Genomic DNA, 11,812 nt, shown 5'->3' with positions numbered 1-11,812 from the left:
AACTGCTTATCAATCTATTCAACAAGCTCTCTCTACTGATGGCTCCCTTTTTTCCCCTAGTTGAGCAATTACAAATTTAGATATCTATTTTGACTTCAACCTGCAAGTTTGTTAGGGCTGCAACTTTTTTGCTCGATTCCGGATCGAGGCGAATTCTTACTTCGATAACTCTCGCGTCGGTGTCGGCGGCGGGGTCTGTATTAAGGACATCTTTTTTGCTGATTTGTTTGCCGATGCGAGCGACTCTTCCTTCCAAAGTACCTGCAAAAACCGGGCTGCTGACGGTAGCGCGCTGGCCGTTTCGCACTTTGGCGATGTCGGTTTCGTAAACTTCTGCTACGGCGTACATTTGATCGGTGCCGCCTAGTTCTACGATGCCGTCTTGAGTGTTGACACCTTCTCCTTGTCGGCTGTGAACTTTGAGGATGTAGCCGGATACTGGTGCTTTGACGTAACTTAAGTTTAAGTCTACTTGAGCTTTTTGTTTGTTGGCGATCGCACTTTCTACGGCGGCTTGGGCGGCTTGCACGTCTTCGGGACGTACTTCAGCAATTTGGTCTAGATTTGCTTTGGCTTGATTGATTTGTTCTTGGCCGGTTTCTGCTTTTTGTTTTAGTATTGCTTCGGCTTGATTGATTTGTTCTCTACCGGTTTCTATCTTTTGATTTAAGGTGGCTCGGGCTTGGTTAATTTCCTGCCTACCTGTTTCTAACTTGCGTCTGAGATTGGCTCGGGATTGATTGATTTCCTGCTTGCCTGTTTCTACTGTTTGTTTGACTGTGGCTTTAGTTTCGACTATTTGCTCTTGCAGTGTTTGCACTGTTTTTTCTAATACAGCTTGCGCTTCTTTGACTCTCTGGCGAGCCGTCTCTGCTGCTAAGCGTTTGGTGTCGTAGGCGGAAGCAGAAATGGCGCCTGTTTCTGAGAGTTCTTTATTGCGTTGTTTCTCGGCTTCGGCGTTGGTTAATTCGGCTTTTAGCCGATCGACTGTAGCGTTTTGAGAGGCAATTTCGCCGCGCAATTGAGCTTCTAACCTAGCCAATTTGGATTGCTGCACCTCTGTTTCTCTTTGGAGTTGTGCCTCCAATTTGGCAAGATTAGCTTGTTCGGCTTCGGTTTCTCTTTGCAGCGCTGCCTCGAATTTGGCGACGTTAGCTTGTTCGGCTTCGGTTTCTCTTCGCAGTTGAGCTTCTAAGCGGGCGACATTGGCTGCTTCGCCTTCGGTTTCTCTTTGCACTTGTGCTTCAAACTTGGCAACTTCTGCTTTTTGAGCGCCGACAACGCCGGTTTTCGCGCCTGCTTGAATTTTCGCTAATTCTGCTTGTTTGACTTTGACTTCTTTGTCGGCTTGTTGGAGGATTGCTTGGAGTCGATCGCGCGTATCGAGAACTGCTATGATTTGTCCTTGACTGACTCGATCGCCCTCTTCCACCTGCAACAGTTCAATTCTTGCTCCCTCCGACGCCGAAGGGGCCGACAATTTGATAACTTCCCCCTGGGGAGTCAACCTACCCAAAGCGGTGACGCTGGTGCGGGTGGCCACGGAAGTTGCAGCAGCCGTTGCAGCCACCGCCTTTAACTCTTCGGCTTTTCTAATTTGAGATACTTGCCAAAAACCGACTCCTGTGGTAATTACAGTAGCGGCGATCGCTAAACCGATGACTCCTCGTCCTGGGGGTTTTAAAAATGATTTATCCTTGAACCGTGATTCCTTTACCATTACTTATAAAGTAGGTGATTGCCTAATTAAGTTTTGTCCACCTACTGTTAAGTATTGTAAACAAATTTCAGCTATTTAGGGAAATCAAAAAGCACCTCGGTCATGTAATGTTCGGCCCAATCTTGACCGAAAGCTTTTTCGAGTACGCGGCGGGTTTTGTCGTTTTGCTGCTGCTGGCTACAGTAGTAAATATGAGCGTCGAGAATTTTCGATTCTTCGGCGGCAGAGACTGGTTCGGAGGCGACTGCCTGTTTGCAGTGAATTTCCACGTAGGATTCAACTATGTCCAGAAATCTGTTTTCTTCTTCCATCGACTCTGGCCGCACAAACAGACAAAATTCTGAGAAAATATCCCCCCATTCGGGAATTTGGCGGGGACAAGAAAATTGGTTGACCGGCAAAATTTCCAGTTGGGTTCGGTAGGTTTCCGACAAAGTTCGATCTCGATTGAGGGGAGAAAGATCTGCGATCGCGGCGCTAACTTGGCCTTTGCCTGCTACTATATCCGTACCGAACATCGGCAAAGCATAATTCGGTCTGGGAAACATAACGCAGTGCAGTATGTCAAGTACCGGCCCGACTTTAGCGAGTTCGAGGTGTATTTTGCGGAACTGAGGCGTTTGATAGCAGCGGTTTTCAATGATCAGTTTTTCTCCTTCCAAGCGCCCTTCTACGTATCCCAACTCAGCGGGCAGGTGGTAGGGTTCGAGGTCTAGATAGCGGTGCCATACTGCTTCCATCCGGTCTGCTAAATGGCGGATGAGGTAGTGCTGTTGTTCGCGGAGGGAAGGCTGGGATATTTCTAACATTCCTAATTTATCGGGGGATAGCTTAATAAAACTTGATTCTACTGTTGCAAGATGCAGGAAAAAAGGTAGATACTTTAACAATATCAGTAGATTGACTTACGATCGAGCCAGTTTTACAGGAGATTTTGTATGTTTGGTCTGGGATTGCCTGAAATGGGCATTATTGCGGTGGTGGCTATACTAATTTTCGGGCCCAAGAAGATTCCTGAGTTAGGAAATGCTTTGGGCAAAACGCTGCGGAGTTTTAAGGAAGGGGTTGGTCAATCTGAGGATGAACCTGTTGAGAAGGATAAAGAGGAAGAGGGCCAGCCGAAAGTGTAAATTAGGTTTGTAGTGAGGATTTTAGTCCTCCTTTTTAAGGATTAAAGCCCTCACTAACAACCTATTCGGGAAATTTACCTTCTCTAACTTCAAGGGAATAATCTTTCACAGCTTGGGTAATTGTTTCTCGCAAATTGGCATAAGCTTTCGCAAAAGGTGGTTGTTTTTCGGAAAGTCCCAACAAATCGGAAGTAACTAAAACTTGACCGTCGCAGTGCGGCCCGGCGCCTATACCAATGGTGGGAATAGTTAATTTTTGGGTAATTTGAGCGGCTAAGTCGGCGGGAATGTGTTCTAAGACGATCGCAAAGGCACCTGCTTCTTGAAGCGCGATCGACTCTGCTATGATGCGATCGGCATCTTCAACAGTTTTTCCCTGTTTTTTGTAGCCGAGTTGGTGTACCGACTGCGGAGTTAAACCAACGTGGCCCATCACCGGAATTCCGGCGGATGTTAGCTGCGAAACTGTGGCAGCCATTGCTGGATATCCACCTTCTAATTTTACACCTTGAGCGCCTGTTTCTTTCAAAACTCTCCCCGCCGAGTGTATGGCTTGCTGGGGACTTTCTTGGTAAGTCAAAAACGGCAAATCGACAACAATTAATGCTTGTTTAACTCCGCGGCGCACTGCTTTAGCGTGGTGCAGCATTTCATCGAGGGTTATGGGTAGGGTTGTGTCGTAGCCTAAGACTGTCATGGCCAGGGAATCGCCGACTAGGATGATATCTACGCCTGCTTGATCGATGAGTTGGGCGATCGCATAATCATAAGCTGTCAGCGCGACAATTGGTCGCCGTTGTTGTTTCCACTGAATTAATTGATGAGTCGTGACTGACATTTTAGTGCAAAAATATAATATTATCTCCTGCTATTAGTTATGATATCAAATCCGGGCGATCGCAGGTTATATTATTTATCATTTTGCTATTGAAATCGCTTAAGAGTCAAACTTTAGTTCCAGGAGAGGGGGACTAATAGTAAGATGAGAAAATTATATAAATTGTATACGCGAATATAACTTTGCATTCCCTCAGCAGGCTAAACAATCAACCCCTGATTTTTCAAGTCCCCTTCTCAACCCAAATCTTCCTGGATAATTAAGCCGATTCAAGGTTCTTCTTCTGCGGGACGTTCTACACAATCATACCTGTTTTCTCGTCCAGCTACGGCAAAACTAACATTTTTTAAGAGAATAAATTTTCTGGTTCCCATTGGTGTCTTTCCTGGAATTTCACTGACTAATGTTAAACTTAACTGAGCGATAATAGTACAATTAAGGGTACATATTATATCTATTATTTAATAATATTTGTAACTAAGATCGCGGTGGTTATTTATTATTTAATTTGGGGTGAAAAAAGTTGCAAATTAATAGCAAAAATGCTCTCTAATTATTGAATTACGAAGCTTCTGCCATTCTTGTTTAGAAACATCTGCACGAGTTTTGTCACCCGATGGATCGCGGATATCCCAAATTGTATCTGCAATCCGATCGAGCGCTCGGCCATGAGAACGATAATCGAAGTCCCAGAAAGCATCACCGACGCAATCTCCTTGTGTAGTAATCATTTCTCGATCGACTGTACTACGAATAGCATTCCATTCGCGGATGTAGGCAGAAGAATCGTCAGATCGCAATTTACGGTCTCCTAATTGAGGATTCACTCTATAAAAAAACCAATCCGTAAACCTATCCACAGCTTGAGTGCGTGATTCATAATCGCGCGCTGTAGCACTATCTAGACTGGAACCACCGATTACAAGGGATATAGCTAATGCACACACCCCTAAAAACTTCGATCTTGACTTAATTGAAAGTGATTTAATTAGCACGATTCAACCCAATAAAAATTATGAACTTCCCCTAGATAGCTGATGATAAATCTTTCGTTGCCATCCATCTCTAGAACAATAAATTCCTCCTGCTTGAGGTACGAGAGTAGATAAACACCAATAATTTTTACCATCAAAGACAACGCCTTTTTTGATATATTGTAACTCAGAAATAGGTTTCCACGGTCGATCAATATTAGACTCGTCATAATATCGATATTGTTTTCCCTTGACCTCTAAACCCTGATCCGTACCTCCCAACCAATAACGACCTTCTTGAATTATGTTTGATGAAGATTTTTGTTGATTACTATCTGTCTTTTTCTCAATCCACCAATTCCTCACAAAACGTTTTGTATTTTCATAACCTCTTGTCGTAGCGACTATAACTAGCAGTTCTCCTTGTGGATTGATAAACTCAAAACGACAAGGCCCTTCTCCCGTACCAGAACAATCCTTAATCTCTTTATATCCTAAATCAAATAGCTCTTTAACAGAACTATCTCTGAGGTTAGGTTGACCTTGTAAGCTGGGCTGCCACCCTTGTTGAATGAGGATTTGACGCGCCTCTTTGTATGGCATACCTTGTTGAAGAGGTATTTTTTGAGGGGAATTTACAGAATTTTCAAGGCTGACTTGAACTTTTTTACTTAAAGCAACGATTATTGAAGTTTTTTCGGGATTATTGAGGGATTTTTTTTTACTTCCTGTATCGAGGTTTCCACTATTTATGCTGGAAATGTGTTGCTGTGGGGCAGCATCGGCAAAACTTGTAGATCCAATGGCGATTAGTCCCATGAATGGTGCAATAATTCTGGTTGTAATAAGAGTGCGATCGCCTATCCAACTTTTCATACTCATCGGTTAAAAACCTTTCTTTTTACAGAGTTGTGTAGAGATGACCTCTACTCTAGGAATTATCTTCGATAAATGCTGCGGTGTAAGGCGATCGAATCTCACAGTCCACAATTGGAAATATACATTTCGCGTCGAATTGCTGACCATTCACTAATGCCGATCCGATCGCTTTTGGGAATTTGCTGTCCGGTTCGTTGAGGATGGCGGCTGTAAAAAATTGTATCTGCAAGTAGATCATAGGTTTGTTCGTAGGTTTCGCCGTTAATTGTCGTGAATTCCCATCCTGTATCTCCTGGGGCGGGCCTAAAGCAGACTTCTTGTACCGACTTGACTCGCGGATCGATCGCTTCGCGCAATCTCCGCCATTGATTGCTATATTCGCGATCGCCCGCTTGGAGTTTGCGATTGTTTAACTGAGGATTAACCCTGTAGAATAAGAAATCTGTCAATCGATCGACGGCTTGTTCTCGCGATTCGGCTTTGGCTAGATTGGGGCTGCTGAGGACAAGGGCGATCGCCAGAGAACAAACCATTGAAAATCTTGAGAGAGACTTAATTGATAACAACTTGATTATCATAGTGATTTGGTGTTAATTCCTACTTCCAGCCCAACCACCGCAACAAAGGCACAACCAAATAATGGCTGACTCCCAAACAAAGCCCGATCGCACTTCCCAACAAACCAAAGAACACAATTGAACCCCAAACTTGCAGCCAGCCGAAGGTAACGTTAGACAGTGACAAAATCCCAAAGAAACTCCCCGGAAAAATGTTCCAAGTATTCAGAAACAGAAACATTCCCGTAGAGAAAACAGCCACTACCAAAGCGTGAACTAATTGATGGCTCCGCAAACCCATTCCCACAGTCAAAGAGGCGATCGCAAAAGCTCCCAAAATAACCCCCTGCACGCCACTAGAAGCTGTTGCTTCCATCCAGCACAAACCCGCCAACAAATAACCCTGAGCTCCCATCAATCCAGACAGCCAATACTGTTTTTGCTGGCGAAAACTCCCCGCATCCGTCAAACCGATCGCAGTTCCCAACCCCGCAAATCCAAACAGCAGCACTTCCGGCCCGACAGCGAAAGTCATGTTAGGAATTAATTGCTGCAAACCTTCATTCAGAAAACTGGCAATTTCCGGGCCAATAGGCGAAGCATAACCCAAAACCAAACCGCCGATCGCCCCCGCACTTCCACCAACGGCACCCAGCACCATTTCCCAGCCCGTATCCAGAGAAGCTACCACGATTTGGGCGATCGCGCCGAACAGCAAAACCGTCAAATTTGCCGTTTTTTGCGCCCCTGCCACCACTACTTGCCGGCAGAATTCTAAAATAGCTTGACCTATTGGGGCGAGCGCGATTTTGCCCTTACTCCTAGCATAAATCTCCTGCAAACGCGCCCGAACATCGCCAGCCGTCGCCGGACGCTGCTGCACATTCGATCGCACCATATCGTCCAACAAATTCGCCAAAGCCGGACTCACAGCTACAATGTGGCGCCATCGCAACTCCCCCGTCATCGGATCTTCAATTTCCGCCGGATACTTCCCCGTCAGCAAGTGAATGCAAGTCCGCCCCAGCGCATAAAAATCCGTCGCCGGCACCACACCGCCTCCCATAATTTGTTCCGGCGGACTGTACCCGGGCGAAATCAACCGCGTCGAACTCCGAGAATCTTTCCCCCCGGATTCGACACCGCCCATCTGTTTAACTCCCCCAAAGTCGATCGTCACCAATTGCAGTCCGCCCAAACCCTTGCTCAGCAATACTTGGGGCGATTCCGGGTCTCGCAGCATCAAATTGGAGGGTTTAATGTCGCGGTGAATAATCTGACACCTGTGCAACTCCTCTAAAATTTCCACAGCTTGACTCAGCCAACTAAACACCCATTCCTGTGGACATCCTTGAGGGTGCTCGTCGAGAACCTCTTCTAAAGTCTTGCCGTGAATCTTTTCCATTACCAAACAAGGCAGTCGCTTCGCCGCAGGATTTCCCTCGCCGCCTGCAAAATTTTGTGTTTGGACGTGAAAATAACCGTCAGGCTCGACTCTAGGGACGCCAGGGTGCCGCAAAAGTGCCAAAACCCAAGCTTCTTGCTCGAACAGTTTCAGCGCTTTCGGGGCAGTTTCGAGCAACACTTTCAGGACGCGCTCGGTTTGAGTTTCTGTGTCCCAGACTGTGAAAATTGCTGCAAAACCCCCGGAACCGAGGCTTTCTAAAGGCACATAGCGATTTTTTAGCCGCAGCGGAGCCCCGCAACTATGACAAAAATTGTTGCCCCAAGTCTGAGGGTAGGGCCTTGGGCAATCTGGATTGATGCAGTGGACGGCTTTTGAAGGGGGGTGAGGCACAACCAGAGTAAAAATGGGGCTAAATATCCATAGTAGACTTACGCGCTGCTAACGCAGAAACCCGGTTTTGAGCGAGGTTAAATGGCTGTAACGACGGATTTGGTTTGAGAGCACAAGTCCTGTCCATATTATGTGCTATGCTGTCGATTTTTGAGTTGGCGGTCTCCGATTCACGGGATTTTAGATTTTAGATTTTGGATTAGGGATTGCTACATACTGAATAACAGTTGAGATCGATCGCCCGATCGATCTTAACTCCCAACCATAACTTTAGGTATTTCTAACTACTTCCCCCTTGCCGATTACCCATTACAAATTCTGATTTTTAAGTATTAAATTCTTTACATAAACCGTATTAATCCGCTGTTCCGCTTGCTGCACCATATCTTTCTGTTGAGCAAAATTCCTTCCCACTCTGCGATCCCCAGCCTTTCCTCCTGTATCCTTCGCCGCTGGGATTTCATAAGATATGTTACAAATATTTGCCTAATGTAAAGCAAAATAAATAATACTTATGATGATTAAAAGAATATTAAAATTTGAGAGTGACACTTTGTTGATATATTTTTAACAGCCTGCGATCGGGCAAAAAAATTAAGCGAATACTAGGAAGCGAGATATGGCTTACGCGCAAACCCAAACTCAATCAAAGGCTGGGTATAAAGCCGGAGTTCAAGACTATAAACTAACGTATTACACGCCGGACTACACGCCGAAAGATACAGATATTTTGGCTGCTTTCCGCGTCACACCGCAGCCGGGAGTTCCCCCAGAAGAAGCAGGCGCTGCTGTGGCTGCTGAATCTTCTACAGGTACATGGACGACTGTTTGGACTGACCTCCTGACCGACCTCGACCGCTACAAAGGTCGCTGCTACGACATCGAACCAGTTCCCGGTGAAGACAACCAATACATCTGCTTCATTGCCTATCCTTTGGATTTGTTTGAAGAAGGTTCCGTCACCAACTTGCTGACCTCTTTGGTCGGTAACGTGTTCGGTTTCAAAGCTCTGCGCGCTCTGCGGTTGGAAGACTTGCGGATTCCCATTGCTTACCTGAAAACCTTCCAAGGCCCTCCTCACGGTATTACCGTTGAGCGGGACAAATTGAACAAGTACGGCCGTCCTTTGCTGGGTTGTACAATTAAGCCCAAATTGGGTCTGTCTGCTAAGAACTACGGCCGTGCCGTTTACGAAGTTCTGCGCGGCGGTTTGGACTTCACCAAAGACGACGAAAACATCAACTCGCAACCGTTCATGCGTTGGCGCGATCGTTTCTTGTTCGTTCAAGAAGCTATTGAAAAAGCTCAAGCAGAAACCGGCGAAGTCAAGGGTCACTACCTCAACGTAACCGCCCCCACCTGCGAAGAAATGATGGAGCGGGCTGAGTTCGCTAAGGAAATCAAAACCCCCATCATCATGCACGACTACCTGACAGGTGGTTTCACTGCTAACACAACCTTGGCTAAATGGTGTCGCCGCAATGGTATTTTGCTGCACATCCACCGCGCCATGCACGCAGTTATCGACCGTCAGAAAAACCACGGTATCCACTTCCGCGTGCTTGCCAAGTGCTTGCGGATGTCCGGGGGCGACCACCTGCACTCCGGTACAGTTGTGGGCAAACTCGAAGGCGAAAAAGGCATCACGATGGGCTTCGTAGACTTGATGCGCGAAGACCACATCGAAGAAGACCGCAGCCGCGGTATTTACTTCACCCAAGATTGGGCCTCCATGCCCGGTGTTATGCCGGTTGCTTCTGGTGGTATCCACATCTGGCACATGCCGGCTTTGGTGGAAATCTTCGGCGACGACTCCTGCTTACAGTTCGGCGGCGGCACCTTGGGCCACCCTTGGGGTAACGCACCTGGTGCAACTGCTAACCGCGTTGCTTTGGAAGCTTGCGTCCAAGCTCGTAACGAAGGCCGCAACTTGATGCGCGAAGGCGGCGACGTGATCCGCGAAGCTTGCAAATGGTCTCCAGAACTGGCTGTTGCTTGCGAACTCTGGAAAGAAATCAAGTTTGAGTTCGAGGCAATGGATACCCTTTAAGAATTTTTGGTTTGAGATTTTAGGTTTTAGGTAGCAAACTTGCTGTGGAGTCTTTATCTTTGAAGAAGATTTACAAGTAAGTTTGCATCCAAAATCTAAAATCCAAAATCTAAAATTTGAGGGGGCTGGGGTCAAAATGGATCTCAAACAAGTTGCGAAAGACACCGCTAAGGTGCTGGCAAGTTACCTAACCTATCAATCCGTGCGGATGGTGGTCGCTCAGTTGAGCGAAACCAATCCTCCTCTGGCAATCTGGTTGAATGACTTTTCCACTAAGGGCAAGATCCAAGATGGAGAAGCTTATATTCAAGAGTTGCTTTTGGAAAATCAAGATTTAGGCTTTCGGATCATGACTGTGCGAGAGTATCTGGCTCACGATGTGACGGAATTTTTGCCAGAAATGGTTTGTACTGGCATTCAGCAGGCGAATATGGAACACAGGCGCCAGCATTTAGAGCGAACTACGCAACTTAATTGGTCTGTTTCTAGCAGTAATCCTGAAACATCAATAGATTCTGAACCGAATCTGGATAATTTGTCGAGTTAATCGATCGACAAGTGCGATCGAACACACACCTTAGAGATACAAAAAATGAAGACTTTACCTAAAGAGCGTCGTTACGAAACTCTGTCCTATTTGCCCCCGCTGACAGACGCGCAAATTGCCAAGCAACTCCAGTACATCCTGGATCAAGGCTACATTCCCGGCGTAGAATTCAACGAAACCTCTGCCGCTGAAATGCGCTACTGGACTTTGTGGAAGTTGCCTTTGTTTGGTGCTCGCAGCGTCCAAGAAATCATGGCTGAAGTTCAAAGTTGCCGTCAAGAAAATCCTAGCTGCTACATCCGCGTCATGGGTTTTGACAACGTGAAGCAGTGCCAAGTGCTGAGCTTCATCGTCCACAAGCCGAACACCAGAGGCTACTAAAAAGTATTGGCTGGCTAATCTAACTTTTAGGTTAACAGTCATTGCAGATTGGAGGCGGGGAATTTTCTCTGCCTCTTTTTTTATAGTTTGCAAATAGCTTTTAACACTTGCAGCAACAAAATTGAAGAGTCGGACTCCATCAGGTTTAGCAAAGGCATTAGCTGATAGGTTGGGTTATTGCCCCCCTGAAAATTGACGAACTGATAGTGCATTCCGTTTGTTGTCAAACCCCAAATTGTGTCTTGATATTTTAAACTTTGATAAGCATAGGTTAGCAATTGGGATAAACCCATCAATGCGTTGATTCCAGAATTTTTACTTTCAATCACCAAAACCCAAAAATATGTATCGCTTCTGATGGGTTTTATCCTGTTGACTGCTAAGATATCAAATCGTCCTTTAATGATTGTATCTTCATCTTCAATGCTAATTTCGGCGATGTCTTCTTCTAAACTAATTTTAATCTGGCGGCGGTAGAAGCCAGCCAATCGCATTAAGGGAAAGGTAGTCAGAGCTTTTACCAGTCCTTCAGAAACTCTATCAGTTGAAATGTAGTCATCGAAATCATCCCTAATCTGTATAAGTTCCTGCTGTTCGTGTTCTGTGATATCTTCAAGGGATAACAGAGAGCTAAATGAGTTCGTGTACTGCTTTTGAAAGCCGAACAGACGGTGTACTTCTGCTAATGTTAGGTTTTTGGCATTAATAGTTGTCGTCATATTTTAATAGTTATTTAATTTTTAGTTATAATTATAACATAGACATTGCGGTAGTCCACTTGCACCATTCTTAGGAACAGGCAAGATGCCTGTTCCACAACATATCAAGTTTCTTGTGGGGTATGCCGGAGAGCAGGCCCATATTACAGCACTTCCGGATGTTATGAGGTACAATAGAATCGACTAAAAATAATATACCAATGAAAGCATACTCAGTAG

At 45.7% G+C, this 11,812-nt stretch carries 12 protein-coding genes; 4 read left to right on the top strand and 8 right to left on the bottom strand.

What is annotated here, in order from left to right; all coding sequences use genetic code 11:
- Positions 1–76 precede the first annotated feature (76 nt).
- Positions 77–1,720: an HlyD family efflux transporter periplasmic adaptor subunit gene (locus tag QUA38_RS23190; protein ID WP_333166001.1), complete on the bottom strand. Its 1,644-nt coding sequence runs from the start codon at positions 1,718–1,720 to the stop codon at positions 77–79.
- Between the two features lie 71 nt (positions 1,721–1,791).
- A complete protein-coding gene (locus QUA38_RS23185; RefSeq protein ID WP_333166000.1) occupies positions 1,792–2,529 on the bottom strand; it encodes a phycocyanobilin:ferredoxin oxidoreductase in 738 nt (245 codons plus the stop codon).
- A gap of 129 nt (positions 2,530–2,658) precedes the next feature.
- Here QUA38_RS23185 and tatA point away from each other — a divergent pair, with 129 nt between their 5' ends.
- On the top strand, positions 2,659–2,850 hold the full coding sequence (gene tatA, locus QUA38_RS23180; RefSeq protein ID WP_333066776.1) for a twin-arginine translocase TatA/TatE family subunit: 192 nt from the start codon (positions 2,659–2,661) through the stop codon (positions 2,848–2,850).
- 61 nt (positions 2,851–2,911) lie between these two features.
- Here tatA and panB read toward each other — a convergent pair whose 3' ends face one another.
- From panB to QUA38_RS23155, 5 genes are all read right to left on the bottom strand, one after another.
- The gene (gene panB, locus QUA38_RS23175; RefSeq protein WP_333165997.1) at positions 2,912–3,688 is read right to left on the bottom strand and encodes a 3-methyl-2-oxobutanoate hydroxymethyltransferase; all 777 of its coding nucleotides are present in this window, start codon (positions 3,686–3,688) and stop codon (positions 2,912–2,914) included.
- 530 nt (positions 3,689–4,218) lie between these two features.
- Positions 4,219–4,635 (bottom strand): hypothetical protein, encoded by a 417-nt coding sequence (locus QUA38_RS23170; protein WP_333165994.1) that lies wholly within the window; start codon positions 4,633–4,635, stop codon positions 4,219–4,221.
- A gap of 66 nt (positions 4,636–4,701) precedes the next feature.
- Positions 4,702–5,538, bottom strand: a complete 837-nt coding sequence (locus QUA38_RS23165; protein ID WP_333165991.1) for a hypothetical protein — start codon at positions 5,536–5,538, stop codon at positions 4,702–4,704.
- Between the two features lie 101 nt (positions 5,539–5,639).
- Complete coding sequence (locus tag QUA38_RS23160; protein ID WP_333096056.1) at positions 5,640–6,074, bottom strand: hypothetical protein; 435 nt, start codon at positions 6,072–6,074, stop codon at positions 5,640–5,642.
- 64 nt (positions 6,075–6,138) lie between these two features.
- The gene (locus tag QUA38_RS23155; RefSeq protein WP_333096055.1) at positions 6,139–7,896 is read right to left on the bottom strand and encodes a serine/threonine-protein kinase; all 1,758 of its coding nucleotides are present in this window, start codon (positions 7,894–7,896) and stop codon (positions 6,139–6,141) included.
- A gap of 619 nt (positions 7,897–8,515) precedes the next feature.
- Here QUA38_RS23155 and QUA38_RS23150 point away from each other — a divergent pair.
- The 3 genes from QUA38_RS23150 to QUA38_RS23140 all read left to right on the top strand — a co-directional run bounded on the left by QUA38_RS23150 (position 8,516) and on the right by QUA38_RS23140 (position 10,874).
- Complete coding sequence (locus QUA38_RS23150; protein ID WP_333045238.1) at positions 8,516–9,946, top strand: form I ribulose bisphosphate carboxylase large subunit; 1,431 nt, start codon at positions 8,516–8,518, stop codon at positions 9,944–9,946.
- Positions 9,947–10,082: 136 nt separating this feature from the next.
- On the top strand, positions 10,083–10,493 hold the full coding sequence (gene rcbX / locus QUA38_RS23145) for a RuBisCO chaperone RbcX (RefSeq protein ID WP_333054738.1): 411 nt from the start codon (positions 10,083–10,085) through the stop codon (positions 10,491–10,493).
- 45 nt (positions 10,494–10,538) lie between these two features.
- Entirely contained in the window at positions 10,539–10,874 is a 336-nt protein-coding gene (locus QUA38_RS23140; RefSeq protein ID WP_332954823.1) for a ribulose bisphosphate carboxylase small subunit, read from the top strand.
- Between the two features lie 80 nt (positions 10,875–10,954).
- Here the strand turns inward: QUA38_RS23140 and QUA38_RS23135 are convergent, their stop codons facing one another.
- Positions 10,955–11,593, bottom strand: coding sequence for a restriction endonuclease subunit R (locus QUA38_RS23135; protein WP_333096054.1), 639 nt, complete (start codon positions 11,591–11,593; stop codon positions 10,955–10,957).
- Positions 11,594–11,812: the final 219 nt, after the last annotated feature.

Origin of the sequence: Microcoleus sp. Pol12B4 (genome assembly GCF_036701385.1) — a bacterium.
Taxonomy (GTDB): Bacteria; Cyanobacteriota; Cyanobacteriia; order Cyanobacteriales; family Microcoleaceae; genus Microcoleus.
This window is presented reverse-complemented; position numbering and strand designations above follow the sequence as displayed.